Raw genomic sequence first — 16,819 nt, 5'->3', positions numbered from 1 at the left:
TGTGACAGCCGCCGGCGCGTCACCGCCGTCCGAGCAGCTCCTCGAGGGTGGCCACTTCCTCGGCCAGGTCCTCGGCGATCGTCCCGGCGAGCGCGACGGCGTCGGCGAACCTCCCGTCCGCGCGTTGGGTCTCGGACAGCGCGATCGCGCCCTCGTGGTGCTCGATCATCATCGCCAGCCAGTGGCCGGCGAAGTCGGCGTCGGAGGACCTCGCGAGCTCGGCCATCCGTGCCGCGGACATCATCCCCGGCAGGTCGTGGCCCGGTACGTCGTCGTCCGGATCCCCGGCCGCCCCTGCGTCGTGACCGGCGTTGGCGTGGTCCATCGACGTGGCCGGGACGTCCTTGCCCCAGGCGGTCAGCCAGGTGGCCATGGTCTCCACCTCCGGCACCTGCACGTCCTGGATCCGGGCGACGACCGCGCTGAGTTCCGGCTCCAGCGGGCGGTCCTCGGCGAGCAGCGCCATCCGCAGGGCCTGCGCGTGGTGCGGGATCATCGCGGTCGCGAACGCCACATCCGCGCTGTTGAAGACGTCCCCGTTGCGGGCGGTCTCGACCGTCGCGGGCCGTGGCGCCGGCCCGTCGTCGCCGCACCCGGCGAGGCCGACCCCGAGCGCGAGCAGGCCGGTGGCCGCGACGGCGGCCCCGGCGATCCCGGTGCCCCGGCGCCGGTCAGGGCGCATAGCCCAGGCCCAGCTCGGCCATCGCCTGCTCGAGCCGGTCGAGCGCGATCGGCCCGACGCCGTGCAGGGCGGCGAGGTCGGCCCGCCGCCAGCCGCTGACCGCCTCGAGGGTGTGCACGTCGACCGCCCGCAGGGCGCGGGTCGCGGGGGCGCCGATGGTGCGGGGCAGCGGGGACCCGGACCGTCGCGGGGCCCGTTTGCGCGGACCGTCCTCGTGGTCCAGCACCGCCTCGCCGCGCGGGGAGAGGCGGTAGCCGATCGCCAGCGACTCGGTCAGCCCGCGCTCCTTGAGCTTGCGCACGTCCTTCTTGAAGTCGAGCGTCTCGCGGCCCAGTTCCGCGGCCAGATCGGGCGCCCGGACCTCCGGGTTGCGGTCGATGATGCGCAGCGTGGGGCGGGTCCACGGCCCGATCGCCGAGGCGGCGTCCAGGCGGTCCAGGCCGGCGAGGATGCCCGGGACCTCCGCGGCGTCGGGGATCGCCGCGCGCAGCGCCTCGCGGGGGTCGGGGCCGCCGTACCGCAGGCCGACCCGGAACACCGGCCGGTCCGCCCGCGCCGACAGGGCCTCCTTGAGCGCGGCCAGGGACGGGGCGCCCGCCCGGCGGGCGTCGTCGGCGCGCAGGGCGGAGAGCCCGACCTCCTCGACACTGGTCACCTCGACCACGCCGATCGCGGTGCGCAGTCGGCTGCCGACCTTCACCCGGGCCCGGTCCCAGCGGCGGAAGGCCAGGTCGACGGTGCCGTCGCGGACGCCCTCGAGCTCGACCGGTCGCATCATCACGGCCCCGAGCATAGTGGCCGTCGTACCCGGCGAACGGGTCGTGAAATCGCCGATCTGACGACCCGTTCGCCGGGTACGACGACGCGACCCTAGGCCTGCGAGAGCGAGAGCTTGACGGCGAACCCGAGGAAGACCGCACCGACCGCGGAGGTCGCCCCCGCGGAGAGGGCCCGGCGGCGGCGGAAGGCCGCTGCCAGGCGGGTCCCGAAGAAGATGAGTGCGCTCAGGTAGGCCACGCTGGCGATCTGCGCGAAGGTGCCGAGCACGAGGAAGGGCACCGCCGGGTGGGCGTAGGCGGGGTCGACGAACTGCACGAAGAAGGCGACGAAGAACAAGATCGCCTTCGGGTTGAGCAGGCTGATCACCAGCGCCCGGCGGTAGGGCCGCTCCCCGCGGCCGGCCGAACCCGTCGGGGTCGCCGCGTCGGCCGCGTCGGCGGCCACCTCCGCGACGGTACGCCGCGAGCGCCACATCGCGACCGCCGCGCGCAGCATCGTGAAGGCCAGCCAGCCGAGGTAGGTCGCCCCCGCGAACTTCACGATCCCGAACGCGACGTCGTTGGTCTTGAGCAGGGAGGCCACGCCGGCGGCGGACAGCGTCATGAGCACCGCGTCGCCCGTCCAGACCCCCGCCGCGGCGGTGTAGCCGTCCCGGACCCCGCGCCGTGCCGCGACCGAGAGGACGTAGAGCGAGTTGGGGCCGGGCAGCAGGATGATCAGCACGAGACCGACGAGGTACGTCGACAGGTCGGTGATGCCCAGCACGGACCGGATCCTCCCACGCGTCGGTCCGTCGCCGCGATTCGTTTCCGTCGGCTCGATGAGTCCAGCCGCGACCGCCGGTCAGCACCGGCATGGGCATCGTGACCGCGGACATCGGCATCACCCTCGACGGCTTCGGTGCGGCGGCCGACCAGTCGCTGGAGCACCCCTTCGGCTCGCTCGACGAGCGCCGGCTGCACAGCTGGATGTTCGAGCACGGCGACGACAACGCGGCCGAGGTCGCGGCGATCGTCGACGCCGGCGCCTTCGTCATGGGCCGCCACATGTTCGACCCCGGCCGCGGGGCCCCGGACCTCGCCTGGCGCGGCTGGTGGGGCGAGGACCCGCCGTACCACGCGCCGGTCTTCGTGCTGACCCATCACGCGCGTCCCCCGCTGCCGATGGAGGGCGGCACGACCTTCCACTTCGTCACCGACGGACTCGCGTCGGCGCTCGCGCAGGCGCGCGCCGCCGCCGGGGAGCGCAATGTCGCGATCGCCGGCGGGGCGTCCACGATCAACGCCTGCCTGGCGGCGGGCGAGCTCGACGAGCTGCGGCTCCACGTCGTGCCGTACGTCGCCGGGCTGGCCGCCGGCTCGCGGATGTTCGACGGGGTCGGTCCGCTTGGGCTGGTGCCGGTCGCGACCCGGCAGACGCCGCAGGTCACCCACCTGACCTACCGCCGGCCGTAGCTGTCAGTCCAGGGCGACCACGGCGAGCGGCAGGTCGCCGACCCGCTGCTCCGCCGGCAGCGTGTCGAAGGCGACGCCCTCGAGCAGGTCGCCGCACAGGTGGCGTCCGCTGTTGCTGGACAGGATCCGGCCGAAGTTGTTGACGACCGCCGTCCGGGCCCCGACGGCGCGCAGCGGCGGGAGCAGAGCCTGCTCGGCGTTCTTGACCGCGATGTCGGCGCCGGCGACGCCGCAGAACCGGTCCCCGACCACGACGGGCAGGGTGAAGGTGAGGGTGTACTCCTCGGTGCACAGGTAGTCGACGTAGGGACCCGTCACGTGGCGGTGCCCCGTGTCGCGCGGGACGACGAACCACGGCAGGTGCTCGTAGTCGTAGAACCCGATCGCCTGGGGCTCGGAGTGGGTGACCAGGCGCTGGGGCCGGCCGTCGGCGTCGCGCGCGAACCACTCCAGCCACCACTCGGCGTCCTGGAGGATGTTCGGGGCGGCGACGAAACCGGCGCCCTGGACGGGCTGCCGGCCGTCGCCGAGGACTGGCAGGACGAGGGGCTCGACCGGGGCGAGATCGGCGCGCCGCGGCGCCGTGCGCCCGGCGAGGGCGCGGGTCACGGTCGCGGCGATCCGGTCGGCGAGCCCGAAGGCGTGGTCGGCGAGCTCGACGACCGCGGCGTGCACGGGCGCGATCTCGGCGGGGGAGAGGCGGAGCTGGTTCTTCGAGGACTTCATCGGTGGACCTCGCTGAGCTGGTAGTCGATGAGACGGGCGGTGGAGTCGGCCACCCGCTGCTCGGCCGCCTCGCGGGCGGCGTGGGGATCGCGGTCGGCGATCGCGGCGACGACGGCCCGGCAGCTGCGGACCATCTGGGCGTGACTGTCATCATCGCCGAAGGCGAGCCACAGCAGGGTCCCGAACTCGGCCTGGAGGCTGACCTCCTCGTGGTAGAGCCGGGGGGACTGGGCGGCAGCGGCCACCTCGATGTGGAACTGCGCGTCGGCCCGGCGCCGGGCGTCGGGCTTCTCGGCGTGCTCGAGCGCGTCGGCGACCCGTTGCAGCCGGTCCACGTCGTCGGGGCTGGACCGGCGGGCGGCGAGGGCCGCGCTGGCGCCGCAGATGGCGGCGTACACGTCGCCGAGGTCGCGCAGCTCGCCGAGGCTGAACCCGTCGAGCCGGCGCCGGGCCAGGTGGCTGACGCCGTTCTCGGGGGTGCGCACGAAGCTGCCGCCGCCGCGGCCGCGCCGGGTCTCGATCAGCCCCTCGGAGCGCAGCACGGACAGCGCCTCGCGCACGGTGACGGTGGAGACGCCGAAGATCCCGGCGAGGTCGAGCTCGCCGGGGAGCTGTTCGGCGTCGGGCAGGAGGCCGAGCGCGATCGCGTCCGTGAGGCGTCGGACGACGAGCTCCGAACGGCTCAGCGACTCGAGCGGCGAGAACACCGCCGCGGATGCGCGTCCGTAGAACGGCACGGCCACCGTCTCTCCTCCTCAGTCCCCGGCGACCCCCGCGAGTCCCCTTCCGGGGCAATCTTGCCGGACGCTCTTGTGCTTTGAACTGTGAAGTCATATGTTAACGCCAATCTGAACGTGACGAAAGGCACATCCGATGTCCCTCTCGACCAGTGCTCCCGCCGAGGCGGCTGCCGTCGACACCCCCGCGATCACCCTGCGCGGTCTCCGCAAGACCTTCGGTGACGTGGTCGCGGTCGACGACGTCGACCTCGACATCGCCGACGGCGAGTTCTTCTCGATGCTCGGCCCGTCGGGCTCCGGCAAGACCACGGTGCTGCGACTGATCGCCGGGTTCGAGCAGGCCACCGCCGGCACGGTCCGGCTCGGCGGCGCCGACGTCACCCGCAGCGCACCCTTCGAGCGCGACGTCCACACCGTCTTCCAGGACTACGCGCTCTTCCCCCACATGAGCGTCCTCGACAACGTCGCCTACGGGCTGCGGGTGCGCGGGCTGAAGAAGGCGGAGCGTCGCGAGCGCGCCCAGCACGCCCTGGAGACGGTCCGGCTCGGGCACCTCGGTACCCGCCGCCCGGCCCAGCTCTCCGGCGGCCAACGGCAGCGGGTCGCGCTGGCGCGCGCGATCGTGCTGCAGCCGCGGGTGCTGCTGCTCGACGAGCCGCTGGGAGCCCTCGACCTCAAGCTGCGCGAGCAGATGCAGGTCGAGCTCAAGCAGCTCCAGCGCGAGCTCGGCATCACCTTCGTCTTCGTCACCCACGACCAGGAGGAGGCGCTCACGCTCAGCGACCGGATCGCGGTCTTCGACGCCGGCCGGATCCAGCAGCTCGGCACGCCGCGCGAGATCTACGAGAACCCCGCCTCGGCGTACGTCGCCGGGTTCGTCGGCACCACCAACCTCTTCGACAGCGCCACGTCCCAGCGGATCCTCGGCGTGGCCGGCGAGCATGCCGTGCGCCCCGAGCGGCTGCGCCTGTCCGCCGCCACCGACCCGGAGGGTCCCGAGGGCGCGCGCGGCGACGAGGTCCGGCTCGACGCGGTCGTCGTGGAGACGATCTACCTGGGGACCGGCAACCGCGTGCACCTGCGCACCTCCGACGGCGTCGAGCTGGTCGCGCTCGAGCAGTCGACCGGTTCGCTCGACTCCGCCGAGCACCGCGGCGACGACGTCACGGTCCGGTTCGCGCGCGCCGACGTCGTCCCTCTCTCGAGCGGCTCCTGACGCCCTCCACCCGTGCTCCCACCCATCAGCAACCCAACGAGTCTCCATCCAGAGAAGAAGGGGAGAACCCGATGAAGAACACCCTCCGCAAGGGCCGCGTGGCCACGGCCTGCCTGGCCCTGGTCTCGGTGTCCGTACTGAGCGCCTGCGGCAGCAGCGACGACGACAAGAAGACCGAGGCCGTCGAGAAGGTCGGCAAGACCGAGGGCAAGGTCTCGATCCTGGCCTGGCCCGGCTACGTCGAGGACGGCAGCAACGACCCCGCCGTCGACTGGGTCTCCGCCTTCGAGAAGGACACCGGCTGCGAGGTGACCAGCAAGGTCTACGGCACCTCCGACGAGGCGCTCAACCTCGCCAAGTCCGGGGAGTACGACGTCATCGCGGCCTCCGGCGACCTGTCGCTGCGGCTGATCGCGTCGAACGAGGCGCAGGAGATCAACACCGACCTGGTGCCCAACTACGCCAACGTCTACGACTTCCTCAAGGACACCGAGTGGAACTCGGTGGACGGCAAGAACTACGGCGTCCCGCACGGCTACGGCGCCAACCTCTTGATGTTCAACAAGAAGAACTTCGCCGAGGCGCCGACCTCGTGGGGCGCGGTCTTCGAGAAGGACCAGCTCGCCGCCAACAAGGGCAAGGTGACGGCGTACGACTCGCCGATCTACATCGCCGACGCCGCGCTGTACCTCATGAAGACCCAGCCCGACCTGGGCATCGAGAACCCGTACGCGCTCGACCAGGACCAGCTCGACGCGGCCGTGGCGCTGCTCAAGGAGCAGCGCCAGTACGTCGGCGAGTACTGGTCGGACTACCTCAAGGAGGTCCAGGCCTTCGAGACCGGCGACTCGGTCGTCGGCACTACCTGGCAGGTGATCAAGAACAGCATCGAGAACCCGGACGTCGACGTCACGCTGCCCACCGAGGGCGCCACGGCGTGGAACGACACCTGGATGCTGTCGTCGCAGGCGAAGAACCCGAACTGCGCCTACAAGTGGATGGACTACATCCTGTCCCCCGAGGCCAACGCGCAGGCGACCGAGTACTTCGGCGAGGCGCCCAACAGCCCCGAGGCCTGTGCGCAGACGACCGACCCGAAGCACTGCGAGACCTTCCACGCCGGTGACGAGGAGTACGCGAAGCAGCTGTGGTTCTGGCGCACGCCGATCGAGAAGTGCCTCGACGGGCGGACCGACGTGCAGTGCACCAACTACGCCCAGTGGACCGAGGCGTGGACGGAGATCAAGGGCTGATCATGTCCGTCACGTCGACGTCGCCCAGCGACACCCGGCCCGGCCGGACCACCGACCCCGCACTGCGGGGCCCGGTGGCCCGGCCGGGGTCCCGGCTGCTGCACCGGATGGTGTGGCTGCGCCTGTCCCTCCTGCTCTCCGCACCGCTCGCCTGGATGGTGCTGGTCTACGTCGTCGCGCTGGCGGCGCTGCTCATCACCTCGCTGTGGTCGGTCGACAGCCTCAGCAGCGAGATCGACCGCTCGTGGACGCTGGACAACTTCCGCACGCTCCTCGAGAGCGAGGTGTACCGCAATGTCACGCTCCGCACCCTCGGTGTCGCCGCCGCCGTGACGGTGGTCGACGTCGCGATCGCGCTCCCCATCGCCTTCTACATGGCGAAGGTGGCCTCGCCCCGGGCGCGCCGGATGCTCGTCGTCGCCGTGCTCACCCCGCTGTGGGCCAGCTACCTGGTCAAGGTCTTCTCCTGGCGGGTGGTGCTCTCCGAGGGCGGCCTCGCCGAGTGGACCGGCCTCGGCTCGCCCGGCTACGGGCTCACCGCCGTCGTCATCACCCAGGCCTACATCTGGCTGCCCTACGTCATCCTGCCGATCTTCGCCGCCCTGGAGCGGGTCCCCGACTCGCTGCTGGAGGCGGCCGGCGACCTCGGGGCGCCGACCGGCATGGTGCTGCGCTCGGTGGTGCTGCCGCTGTTGGTCCCCGGCATCGTCGCCGGTGCCATCTTCAGCTTCTCGCTCACGATGGGCGACTACATCACCGTCAACATCGTCGGCGGCGCCAGCCAGATGCTCGGCAACCTCGTCTTCATCAACGCGGGCGCGGCCAACAACCTGCCCCTCGCGGCGGCCATCGCGATGATCCCGATCGTCGTGATGCTGGTGCTGCTGAGCGCCATCCGCCGGACCGGCGCCCTGGACAACCTGTGATGGAGGCCCACCGATGACCCTCAGCCCGCTCTCCCGCCGGGTCCTGGCCGGCCTCACCTTCGGCGTCCTCGCGCTGATCTACCTGCCGCTGCTCGTCGTCGTCGCGAACTCGGTCAACCCCAGCCAGTCGATGACCTGGCCGCCCGACGGTGTGACCCTCGAGTGGTGGCGGCGCGCCGCGCACAGCGCCGGGGCCCGGGACGCGCTGGTGACCAGCCTGCAGGTGGCGGTGATCGCGACCCTGCTCGCGCTCGTGCTCGGCACCCTGCTCGCCCTGGCCCTCCAGCGCTACTCGTTCTTCGGCAAGAACTCGGTGAACCTGCTGGTCATCCTGCCGATCGCGTTGCCCGGCGTCGTGACCGGCATCGCGCTCAACAACGGCTTCAAGGGGATCCTCGGCGTCGACCTGTCCATCTGGACGATCGTGGTCGCGCACGCGACCTTCTGCATCGTCACCGTGTTCAACAACGTGCAGGCCCGGCTGCGCCGACTGGGCACCAGTCTCGAGGAGGCCTCGGCCGACCTCGGCGCGGGCGTGTTCACCACCTTCCGGCTGGTCACGCTCCCGCAGCTCCGCTCGGCCCTTCTCGCCGGTGGCATGCTGGCCTTCGCACTGAGCTTCGACGAGATCATCGTGACCACGTTCACCGCCGGCAACGGCGCCACCACCCTGCCCATCTGGATCCTCAACAACATGTTCCGCCCCAACCAGGCGCCGGTCGTCAACGTCGTCGCCGTCGTCCTGATCGTGTTCTCGATCCTCCCCGTCTGGCTCGCGCAGCGGCTGTCCTCGGACGTCGAAGCCGCCCGCTGACCCACCCGCCCCGCCTACCCACCCCGCCCGAAGGAGTCCCACCCCATGACCGAGTACGCCGTCCGCAACCCCGCGACCGGGGAGCTGGTCGAGACCTTCCCGACCGCCACCGACGCCGACATCGCCGCCGCGATCGACGCGGCCGCCGCGGCGTACGGCTCCTGGGGTCGTACCTCCGGCGTCGCCGACCGCGCCGCGCTGATCCGCCGGGTCGCCGAGCTGCACCGTGAGCGCAGCGCCGAGCTGTCCGCCGCGATGGTCGAGGAGATGGGCAAGCCGCTGGCCGACGCCGAGGGCGAGGTCGACTTCTCCGCCTCGATCTACGAGTTCTACGCCGACAACGCCGAGCGCTTCCTCGCCGACGAGCCGATCGAGCTCGGCGAGGGCGAGGGCACCGCGGTCATCCGCCGGACGCCGGTCGGCGTCCTGCTCGGGATCATGCCGTGGAACTTCCCCGTCTACCAGATCGCCCGCTTCGCCGGCCCCAACCTGATCACCGGCAACACGATCCTGCTCAAGCACGCGCCGCAGTGCCCGCGCTCGGCGGCGCTGCAGGAGCAGATCTTCCGCGACGCCGGCTTCCCCGAGGGCGCCTACGTCAACATCTATGCCACCAACGACCAGGTCGCCGACATCATCGCCGACCCCCGCGTCCAGGGTGTCTCGCTCACCGGATCCGAGCGCGCCGGCGCGGCGGTCGCCGAGATCGCCGGCCGCAACCTGAAGAAGGTCGTCCTCGAGCTCGGCGGCTCCGACCCGTTCATCGTGCTCTCCACCGACGACCTCGACGCCACGGTCGAGGCCGCGGTCTTCGCCCGCATGGACAACGCCGGCCAGGTCTGCAACGGCGGCAAGCGGTTCATCGTGGTCGACGGCCTGTACGACGAGTTCGTCGGCAGGTTCACCGACGCCGTGCTCGCGGCCTCGGGCGGTTCCCCGCTCTCCTCGGTGACCGCCGCGGACACCCTCGCGACCCAGGTCGACGCGGCCGTCGCCGGCGGTGCGACCCTGGCGACCGCGGGCGAGCGCGACGGCGCCTTCTACCCGAGCGGCGTGCTCTCGGGCATCACGACCGACAACCCGGCGTACCGCCAGGAGCTCTTCGGCCCGGTCGCCATGGTGTTCCGCGCGAGCGACGAGGACGACGCGGTGCGGATCGCCAACGACACGCCGTACGGCCTCGGCTCCTACGTCTTCTCCACCGACGCCGCCCAGGCGCAGCGGGTCGCCGACCGGATCGAGGCCGGCATGGTCTTCGTCAACGGCGTCGGCCTCGACGCCGCCGAGCTGCCCTTCGGCGGCATCAAGCGCTCCGGCTTCGGCCGCGAGCTGAGCCGCTACGGCATGGAGGAGTTCGTCAACAAGAAGCTGATCCGCACGGTCGGCTGAGCGCGGGGCTCAGGCTCCGTCACGCACCCGGCATATGGGCTCCGTATCGGGACGGTAGACAGCCCATTCGCCGGGTGCGTCGGAATAGCGGGACGCGAGCAGGTCGACCAGGCCGGGCACGTCCTCGAGGGCGAGCTGGAAGGTGCCGGTGCAGACGTTGTCGCGCCACAGGGAGAGCACGACGACGTCGGCCTCCGCGTGCCAGCTGACGCGCAGCGCGCGGCCGTCGCCACGGGGGTCCAGGTAGGCCGCGCCCGCGCTCGGAAGAGGTGGGTGCACCCGGCGCATGCCCCATCATGCGCCCGGATGTGCCGACCTGTCACCGATTTCGCCGGACCCGTGGGCGCTCAGCCCTCCTGCGGCGGGCACAGGCAGAACGGGTGCCCGTCGGGGTCGAGCATGACCCGCCACGAGCCGCCCATCTCGGCGGCCGGCTGGGTCTCGGCGACGGTCGCCCCCAGTGAGCGGGCGTGCTCGGTCGCGGCCTCGAGGTCGGGCACCCGGAAGTCGAGGTGGAACTGCTGCGGGTGGGTCTGGCCGGGCCACTGCGGGCGAGCGAAGTCCTTGACGGTCTGGAAGTTGAAGGTGGCTCCGAGCACGGCCGCGGAGGCGTACCCGTACTCCGGATAGTCGCCGGTCACCTCGCCGCCGGTCAGCTCGGCGTAGAAGCGGGCCAGCCGGGCGGCGTCGGCGGAGTCGATGGTGAACGCGATGAGCTCGGTCACGGGAGTGGTCATGCGACCCACCTTGCCGGCATCGCCGACCGGTGTCTTGAAAGAATCCGACACATGCGCTGGACGCCCGACGGACCCCTGGACGTGGTCGAGCCCGCGCAGCTGCGCGACGTCCATGGGTACGCGCCCTCGCTGCGGCGCTACGCCCCGCCGCCGTCGCTGGCCGACGCGGTCCGCCGGTTCTGGGTGCCGGTCTGGTCGCTGCCGCCGGGGGAGCGCTCGGTCCAACGGGTGCTGCAGTACCCCGTGTGCCAGGTCGTCGTCGGTCCGGACGGCGGCCAGCTGGTCGGGCCGCATGCCGGGCTGAGCACCGAGGAGCTGAGCGGCTCCGGCTGGGTCGTCGGGGTGATGATGCAGCCGGCCGTCGGCCTCGCCCTGGCCGGCGGGCCGGTCGCGGAGCTGACCGACCGGCGACGCGACCTGGTCACGGTCCCCGGCCTCGACGCGCCCGGGCTGGTCCGGGCGGTCGCCGATGCCCTCGGGGACGACCCCGCCGAGATCGACCGCCAGCGAGAGGCGTGCGCACGGGTGGCCGAGGCGCTCGGCGTACTGGTGCCGGTGGACGAGGAGGGGCGGCTGGTCAACGCCGTCGTCGAGTACGTCGAGGGCGACCGCGAGGTGCAGCGGGTCGCGCAGGTGTGCGCCAAGTTCGACCTCGGCGAGCGGGCGCTGCAGCGGCTGACCCGGCGCCGCATCGGCCTGTCCCCGAAGTGGCTGGTCCAGCGCCGGCGCCTGCACGACGCGGCCGACCTGCTCCGGACCGGCACCGCCGTCGACCTGGCCCGGGTGGCGGCCGAGCTGGGGTACGCCGACCAGGCGCACTTCACCCGCGACTTCCGCGCCGCCACCGGCCTGACGCCGGGGAGGTTCAGCGCGGAGCCGGGGCCGGCACGTCCGGGCTGAGGCGCAGCTCGAGCCGGGGCAGCACCCGTCCCGGGATCGAGCCGGACGGCGTCCCGCCCACCCGGACCGCGCCCTGCGCCAGGTAGAACGCCTCGGCGTTCGGGTCGGCGTCGATGGTGAGCAGGGTGAACCCGGCGGCCCGCGCCTCCGCGGCGAGGTCGGTCGCCAGGGCCCGGCCGACCCCGTGACCGATCGTGTCCGGGTCGACGAACATCATGCCGAGGACCCCGACCGGCGGCTCGCCCTCGAGGGTGCGGAAGCCGACGATCCGGCCGTCGGGCAGCTCGGCGACGACGGTCCGGCGGGCGGCGAGCTCGGCGTCGCGCATGGTCAGCTCCGCCCGACAGGCTTCGAGGAAGGCGGCGTCGTAGCCCCAGTGGCCCTTGGAGCGCAGGGCCAGCTCCGTCAGCGCGGCCGCCTCACCGGGCGCGGCCGGGCGGAGCCGGGGCGCGGGGGCGCTCACCGCAGCTCCCGCAGGTAGCAGAGCATCCGGAAGTCCTCGCCCGGCTGGATGTTCGTGAACCCGTGCCGCTCGTAGAACCGCCGGGTATCGGCGTCGATCTCGTCGACGTTGATGTGCACCTCGATCGCGCCGCGTCGCTCGACCTCCGCGACCGCCGTGGTCAGCAGGGCGGTGCCGATGCCCCGGTCCCGCAGGTGCGGTACGACGTACAGCTCCTCGAGCTGGGCGAGCGGGCCGTCGCCGTACGGGGTGGGGCGGAGGGTGAGATAGCCGAAGCCGGTCGCCACGCCGGTCCGTGGGTCCTCGGCCAGCGCGACGAACACGTCGGGACGGGCCAGCAGGGAGGTGAACCGGTCGCCGAAGTCGGCCGCGCTCGGCGTCGGCGTCTCGAACTCGGTGTTGAAGTCGAAGAGCAGGCCGCCGACGACATAGGCGTCGGCCGGGGTGGCGAGCCGCACGGCGGGCAGGTCGGTCATGCGAACCACGTCCTCGTCAGGGAGCCGATCACGCCGGTCAGGCGCTCGGCGGTGAATCGGTCGGGTTCGGCGAGCACCAGCCGCCCGAAGTGGTCGAGCAGGGCGAGGATGCCGTGCGCGAGCACCTCGGCGTCGACCTCCTCGCCGAGCACGCCCGCGACCAGCTGCTCGATCACGGCGCGGACCCGCTCGCGATCGCCCTCGATCCGTTCCCGGACGACATCGGGCACGGTCACGGGGGAGGCGAGGATCGCGCGCCAGGTGAGCGGGTCGCCGAGCACCATCGCGTGCAGTGCGGGGGTCGCCCGCTCGACCACCGCGACCGGGTCGTCGCCGGCGGCGTCGAGGGGGAGGGCGGCGAAGAGCTGGGCCAGGGCCCGCTCCTGCTGGCGGTCGAGCAGGGTCGTCAGCAGCGGTCCGAGCCCGTCGAAGGCGCTGTAGACGACCGGCCGGGTCACCCCGATCTCCCGGGCGACGGCGTCGATCGAGATGCCGTCGTACCCGTCGCGGTCGATGATCGTGAGGGCGGCGTCGAGGAGCTGCTCGCGACGCTCGGCCATCGGCACGCGAGGTGCGTACGGGCGTCGCTTGCGGGCCGGCTCGGACATGGCGCCCACTCTAGGGTTCCATTTACTACAGAGGTGTAGCATTCTGGGGACATGGCGATCCGGAAGCACGACCGCGAGCTCACCCCCGCCGAGGACTACGGCTTCTTCGGTCCCGAGTCGGTGGCCTGGAAGGTCTGGGGCTACCCCACGTCGCTGACCGTCGGCTTCAGCCGGGCGGTCGTCGTCGAGGAGCTCGACCCCAACCTGGTGGCCTCGGTCGATCGCACCCAGGACATCTATCGGCGGCCGAAGACGCGCTACGACCGCACCATCCACTACTTTGCCCTCGTCGCCTTCGGCGACAGTCGGACGACCGCCCGCGCGGCGGACGTCCTGGTCAAGGTGCACAGCAAGGCGATCGGCACCGAGCCCTACGGCGGTGGCCGGTACGACGCCAACGACCCCGCCTCGCAGTTGTGGATCCTCGTCACCGGCTGGCACTCGGTGCTCAAGGCGTACGAGATGTACGGCCCCGGCCGGCTGTCCGCGGCCGAGGAGGCGCAGTACTGGGCCGAGTGCGCCCGGGCCGCCGAGCTGCAGACCTGCTCGCCCGACGACGTCCCCCGCTCCCGGGCCGAGCTGCACGCCTACTACGCCCGGATGCGGCCGGTGATGTCCGGCTCGCCCATCGCCCGCCGGGCGATGGCGCACCTGATGGACATCAGCCAGCTCGCCGACGACGTCCCGCTCGTGGCGCGTCCCGCCCGCTGGGTGATCGGCCGGTTCTTCCGCGCCGGCGTGATCGCCACCCTGCCGCACTGGATGCGGGAGCTGGGCGACGTCACCCAGCCGCGGGCGATGGACGTCGTCGCGCGGCCGGTGCTCCGCGCCACCTTCGCCGTCCTCGCGACGAGCAAGCGGCTGCAGCTGCGGATCCTCGGGCTGCTGTCCCCCAGCACGGTCCCGGTGGTCGCGCCGATCCTACTCGGCGTACCACCGGTGACCCCGGAGCTGCTGACGCCCCGGGAGGCGCAGGAGCGGTACGGGTACGACCGGCCCGCCGAGGCCCACCTCGCCTGGCGCGCGAAGCAGCACGACAAGGTGTTCGGCCGTGGCGAGGCGCCGAGCGACGCCGGGCTCGTCGAGTCCGAGCCGGTGCTCGGCCGCCTCGGCTGAGCGCGCCTGCCAGAGTGACCCTCCCGCCGCCGTCGTACCGAAGGAGAATCCGTGGGCCTCAACCCCGTCGCCGACGTCCTCAAGCGCACCGACAAGGTGCTCAAGAACGCCGAGGCCGCGCTGGCCAGCGTCGACACCACGCTGGTCGACGTCGACCGCAAGCTGACCACCGTCGACGCCACGCTCGCGGAGACCCGCGACGTGCTGGGACAGGTGCAGACCCTGCTGGGCGACCTCAACGACAAGCTCGTCCTGCTCGACGAGGTGCCTGAGCTCAAGGCGAAGCTCGACGCGGTCCTGAGCGCGGTCCAGAAGGGCTGACCGCTCCCGGATGGATGATGGTCAGACCTCCATCGGCACCGCCTCCTCGGCCCGGAGCCCGAGCGCCCGGACCAGCGCGACCGCCTGGTCGAGGTCGACCACCGCGTCGCCGAGCGAGGTGGCAACCGGGTCGACAGGGGACAGGTCGCAGCCCCGGAAGGAGCACTCCTCGAAGGTGGCGCCCCGGGCGACGGCGTCGGTCAGGTCGACGTCGAGGAAGGCCACCCGGCGGAAGGTGCGCCCGGAGAGGTCCTGGCCGTCCCAGCGCTCGGAGACCACCGCGGAGTCGGTGGTCGGCGTGGGTGCGCCCTGTCGTCGGTCGGCCATGGGAGGAGTGTGTGCGGAGGGTCCGACGGTTGACAGCGGCGCCCGCCCGGGCTCTAAATTGGAAGCGTGACTATTTTAGAGGAGAAGTGGCGTCCCCGGATCGTCACCGAGGGGCCCGCGGTCGATCGCGCGGCCGCGCACGGCGCAGCCGTCGACCTGCTCACCGCGCTCGGTCTCGATCTCACCGTGGAGCACCTCGCCGACACGCCCCGGCGGATGGTCGACGCGCTGGTCGAGCTCACCTCGCCGCCGGAGTTCGAGCTGACGACGTTCCCCAACGACGACGAGTACGACGAGCTGGTCCTCGTCGAGGACATCCCGGTCCAGTCGCTGTGCGAGCACCACCTGCTGCCGTTCGTCGGCGTGGCCCACGTGGGCTACCTGCCCGGCGCGCGCATCCTCGGCCTGTCGAAGTTCGCGCGGATGGTCGACCACCACGCTCGCCGGCCGCAGACCCAGGAGCGACTGACGAAGCGGATCGCCGACCACCTGCGCCGCGAGCTCGACCCGCGCGGCGTCGGCGTCGTCATCGACGCGCAGCACACCTGCATGAGCCTGCGCGGGGCCCGGGCGACCGGCTCGCGCACGCTGACCTCGGCTCTCTTCGGACAGCTGCGCGACGACGCCCGCAGTCGCGCGGAGTTCCTCGACCTCACCCGGGGCCGGCGATGAACGTCGTCGTGGTCGGGGGAGGCCTGGCCGCCGCCAACGCCGTCACGGAGCTGCGTGCGCAGGGGCACTCCGGCGACATCGTCGTCGTGGGCGGGGAGTCGCATCCGCCGTACGAGCGACCGCCGCTGTCCAAGGGCCTGCTGCTCGGCTCGGCCGAGCCGGAGTCGGCGCTGGTCCACCCGCGGGAGTGGTACGACGAGCAGCAGGTCGACCTGCGCACCGACGCCCTCGCGACCGGGATCGACCTCGACCGGCGCCGGGTCCGGGTGGGCGCGGACGAGCTGCCGTACGACCGGCTGCTGCTCGCCACCGGCGCCACCCCACGGCACCTGCCGATGGCTGACGCCTCCCATGCGCCCGTCGTCCACCTGCGCACCCTCGACGACGCGCTCGCCCTGCGCGAGCGGCTGACCGAGGGCACCCGGATCGCCATCATCGGGGCCGGCTGGATCGGCCTGGAGGTCGCCTCGGCCGCGCGGCAGCGCGGCGCCTTGGTGACCGTCCTCGAATCCGCGCCGCTGCCGCTGCGACGCGTGCTCGGCGACGAGGTCGCCACCGTCTTCGCCGACCTGCACCGCCGGCACGGCGTCGACCTGCGCCTCGGCGTCCAGGTCGCCGGGATCGAGCGGACCGACGACGGCGTCGTGGTCCACGTCGAGGGCGGCGACCCCGTCGTCGCCGACGCACTCCTCGTGGCCGTCGGCGTCGCCCCGGCCGACGAGCTCGCCGCCCGCGCCGGACTGGCCGTCGACAACGGCATCCTCGTCGACGCCTGGCTACGCACCTCCGACCCGCACGTCTTCGCCGCCGGTGACGTCGCCAACCACGACCACCCGGTGCTCGGCACCCGGATCCGCGTCGAGCACTGGGACACCGCCATCCAGCACGGCCGGCAGGTCGCGCGGGTGATGCTGGGCGGGGACGACGCGTACGCGCGGCTGCCGTACTTCTTCACCGACCAGTACGACCTCGGGATGGAGTACGTCGGGCACGTCGACCCCCACGCCGGGTACGACGGCCTCGTGGTCCGCGGCGACCTGAGCGCCCGGCAGGCGAGCGTGCTGTGGCTGAGCGGCGAGCGGGTGGTGGCCGGTCTGCACCTCAACGACTGGGACGCGATCGAGCCCCTGCGCGCGGTCGTCGGCGGCCCCGTCACCGACGCCGTCCGGGACCCCGCGGTGCCCCTCGCGGACCTCGCCTGAGACTGGTCCGACCAGCT

Annotated in this window: 22 protein-coding genes; 11 read left to right on the top strand and 11 right to left on the bottom strand. The window is 72.5% G+C overall.

Annotation, left to right across the window (positions count from 1 at the left end):
* Positions 1 to 19: 19 nt before the first annotated feature.
* The 3 genes from QJ852_26180 to leuE all read right to left on the bottom strand — a co-directional run bounded on the left by QJ852_26180 (position 20) and on the right by leuE (position 2,227).
* Complete coding sequence (locus QJ852_26180; protein ID WGX96622.1) at positions 20 to 682, bottom strand: DUF305 domain-containing protein; 663 nt, start codon at positions 680 to 682, stop codon at positions 20 to 22.
* A complete protein-coding gene (locus QJ852_26175; protein WGX96621.1) occupies positions 672 to 1,463 on the bottom strand; it encodes a hypothetical protein in 792 nt (263 codons plus the stop codon). The genes QJ852_26180 and QJ852_26175 overlap by 11 nt, the downstream gene beginning before the upstream one ends.
* A gap of 89 nt (positions 1,464 to 1,552) precedes the next feature.
* The gene (gene leuE / locus QJ852_26170; protein WGX96620.1) at positions 1,553 to 2,227 is read right to left on the bottom strand and encodes a leucine efflux protein LeuE; all 675 of its coding nucleotides are present in this window, start codon (positions 2,225 to 2,227) and stop codon (positions 1,553 to 1,555) included.
* Positions 2,228 to 2,316: 89 nt separating this feature from the next.
* On the opposite strand from leuE, the gene QJ852_26165 reads away from it, so the two are divergent.
* A complete protein-coding gene (locus QJ852_26165; protein ID WGX96619.1) occupies positions 2,317 to 2,916 on the top strand; it encodes a dihydrofolate reductase family protein in 600 nt (199 codons plus the stop codon).
* A 3-nt stretch (positions 2,917 to 2,919) separates the two neighbouring features.
* On the opposite strand, the gene QJ852_26160 is transcribed toward QJ852_26165, so the two are convergent.
* On the bottom strand, positions 2,920 to 3,642 hold the full coding sequence (locus QJ852_26160; GenBank protein ID WGX96618.1) for a cache domain-containing protein: 723 nt from the start codon (positions 3,640 to 3,642) through the stop codon (positions 2,920 to 2,922).
* Positions 3,639 to 4,385: an FCD domain-containing protein gene (locus QJ852_26155; GenBank protein ID WGX96617.1), complete on the bottom strand. Its 747-nt coding sequence runs from the start codon at positions 4,383 to 4,385 to the stop codon at positions 3,639 to 3,641. Before QJ852_26155 ends, QJ852_26160 begins: the two co-directional genes overlap by 4 nt.
* Before the next feature lie 130 nt (positions 4,386 to 4,515).
* On the opposite strand from QJ852_26155, the gene QJ852_26150 reads away from it, so the two are divergent.
* The 5 genes from QJ852_26150 (at position 4,516) to QJ852_26130 (ending at position 9,980) form a co-directional block, all read left to right on the top strand.
* Complete coding sequence (locus tag QJ852_26150; protein WGX96616.1) at positions 4,516 to 5,598, top strand: ABC transporter ATP-binding protein; 1,083 nt, start codon at positions 4,516 to 4,518, stop codon at positions 5,596 to 5,598.
* Positions 5,599 to 5,669: 71 nt separating this feature from the next.
* On the top strand, positions 5,670 to 6,851 hold the full coding sequence (locus QJ852_26145; protein WGX96615.1) for an extracellular solute-binding protein: 1,182 nt from the start codon (positions 5,670 to 5,672) through the stop codon (positions 6,849 to 6,851).
* Positions 6,852 to 6,853: 2 nt separating this feature from the next.
* Positions 6,854 to 7,777 (top strand): ABC transporter permease, encoded by a 924-nt coding sequence (locus QJ852_26140; protein ID WGX96614.1) that lies wholly within the window; start codon positions 6,854 to 6,856, stop codon positions 7,775 to 7,777.
* A 13-nt stretch (positions 7,778 to 7,790) separates the two neighbouring features.
* Positions 7,791 to 8,591 (top strand): ABC transporter permease, encoded by an 801-nt coding sequence (locus QJ852_26135; protein ID WGX96613.1) that lies wholly within the window; start codon positions 7,791 to 7,793, stop codon positions 8,589 to 8,591.
* Positions 8,592 to 8,636: 45 nt separating this feature from the next.
* Positions 8,637 to 9,980 (top strand): NAD-dependent succinate-semialdehyde dehydrogenase, encoded by a 1,344-nt coding sequence (locus QJ852_26130; protein ID WGX96612.1) that lies wholly within the window; start codon positions 8,637 to 8,639, stop codon positions 9,978 to 9,980.
* 9 nt (positions 9,981 to 9,989) lie between these two features.
* Here the strand turns inward: QJ852_26130 and QJ852_26125 are convergent, their stop codons facing one another.
* A complete protein-coding gene (locus QJ852_26125) occupies positions 9,990 to 10,268 on the bottom strand; it encodes a hypothetical protein (protein ID WGX96611.1) in 279 nt (92 codons plus the stop codon).
* Between the two features lie 59 nt (positions 10,269 to 10,327).
* Positions 10,328 to 10,717 carry a VOC family protein gene (locus QJ852_26120; protein ID WGX96610.1) on the bottom strand — a complete coding sequence of 130 codons (390 nt, stop codon included), beginning with the start codon at positions 10,715 to 10,717 and terminating at the stop codon, positions 10,328 to 10,330.
* 51 nt (positions 10,718 to 10,768) lie between these two features.
* Between QJ852_26120 and QJ852_26115 the strand changes: the two genes are divergently transcribed.
* Positions 10,769 to 11,617 carry a helix-turn-helix domain-containing protein gene (locus QJ852_26115; GenBank protein ID WGX96609.1) on the top strand — a complete coding sequence of 283 codons (849 nt, stop codon included), beginning with the start codon at positions 10,769 to 10,771 and terminating at the stop codon, positions 11,615 to 11,617.
* On the opposite strand, the gene QJ852_26110 is transcribed toward QJ852_26115, so the two are convergent.
* The 3 genes from QJ852_26110 to QJ852_26100 are packed head-to-tail and all read right to left on the bottom strand — an operon-like array spanning position 11,583 to position 13,164.
* Positions 11,583 to 12,080 (bottom strand): GNAT family N-acetyltransferase, encoded by a 498-nt coding sequence (locus QJ852_26110; GenBank protein ID WGX96608.1) that lies wholly within the window; start codon positions 12,078 to 12,080, stop codon positions 11,583 to 11,585. The genes QJ852_26115 and QJ852_26110 overlap by 35 nt on opposite strands.
* Positions 12,077 to 12,556 carry a GNAT family N-acetyltransferase gene (locus QJ852_26105; GenBank protein ID WGX96607.1) on the bottom strand — a complete coding sequence of 160 codons (480 nt, stop codon included), beginning with the start codon at positions 12,554 to 12,556 and terminating at the stop codon, positions 12,077 to 12,079. The genes QJ852_26110 and QJ852_26105 overlap by 4 nt, the downstream gene beginning before the upstream one ends.
* Positions 12,553 to 13,164, bottom strand: coding sequence for a TetR/AcrR family transcriptional regulator (locus tag QJ852_26100; GenBank protein WGX96606.1), 612 nt, complete (start codon positions 13,162 to 13,164; stop codon positions 12,553 to 12,555). The genes QJ852_26105 and QJ852_26100 overlap by 4 nt, the downstream gene beginning before the upstream one ends.
* Before the next feature lie 51 nt (positions 13,165 to 13,215).
* Here QJ852_26100 and QJ852_26095 point away from each other — a divergent pair, with 51 nt between their 5' ends.
* Both QJ852_26095 and QJ852_26090 read left to right on the top strand, forming a co-directional pair.
* Positions 13,216 to 14,280, top strand: a complete 1,065-nt coding sequence (locus QJ852_26095; protein WGX96605.1) for an oxygenase MpaB family protein — start codon at positions 13,216 to 13,218, stop codon at positions 14,278 to 14,280.
* 51 nt (positions 14,281 to 14,331) lie between these two features.
* The gene (locus QJ852_26090; GenBank protein WGX96604.1) at positions 14,332 to 14,601 is read left to right on the top strand and encodes a hypothetical protein; all 270 of its coding nucleotides are present in this window, start codon (positions 14,332 to 14,334) and stop codon (positions 14,599 to 14,601) included.
* A 21-nt stretch (positions 14,602 to 14,622) separates the two neighbouring features.
* Here the strand turns inward: QJ852_26090 and QJ852_26085 are convergent, their stop codons facing one another.
* Positions 14,623 to 14,928 (bottom strand): pentapeptide repeat-containing protein, encoded by a 306-nt coding sequence (locus QJ852_26085; GenBank protein WGX96603.1) that lies wholly within the window; start codon positions 14,926 to 14,928, stop codon positions 14,623 to 14,625.
* A 66-nt stretch (positions 14,929 to 14,994) separates the two neighbouring features.
* Between QJ852_26085 and folE the strand changes: the two genes are divergently transcribed.
* Both folE and QJ852_26075 read left to right on the top strand, forming a co-directional pair.
* Positions 14,995 to 15,600, top strand: a complete 606-nt coding sequence (gene folE / locus QJ852_26080; GenBank protein WGX96602.1) for a GTP cyclohydrolase I — start codon at positions 14,995 to 14,997, stop codon at positions 15,598 to 15,600.
* Positions 15,597 to 16,802, top strand: coding sequence for an FAD-dependent oxidoreductase (locus tag QJ852_26075; GenBank protein WGX96601.1), 1,206 nt, complete (start codon positions 15,597 to 15,599; stop codon positions 16,800 to 16,802). The genes folE and QJ852_26075 overlap by 4 nt, the downstream gene beginning before the upstream one ends.
* Positions 16,803 to 16,819 lie beyond the last annotated feature (17 nt).

The organism is Nocardioides sp. L-11A (genome assembly GCA_029961745.1).
Lineage (GTDB): Bacteria > Actinomycetota > Actinomycetes > Propionibacteriales > Nocardioidaceae > Nocardioides.
The sequence above is the reverse complement of the archived record's forward strand: the minus strand, read 5'-3'. Positions and strand labels throughout refer to the sequence as shown.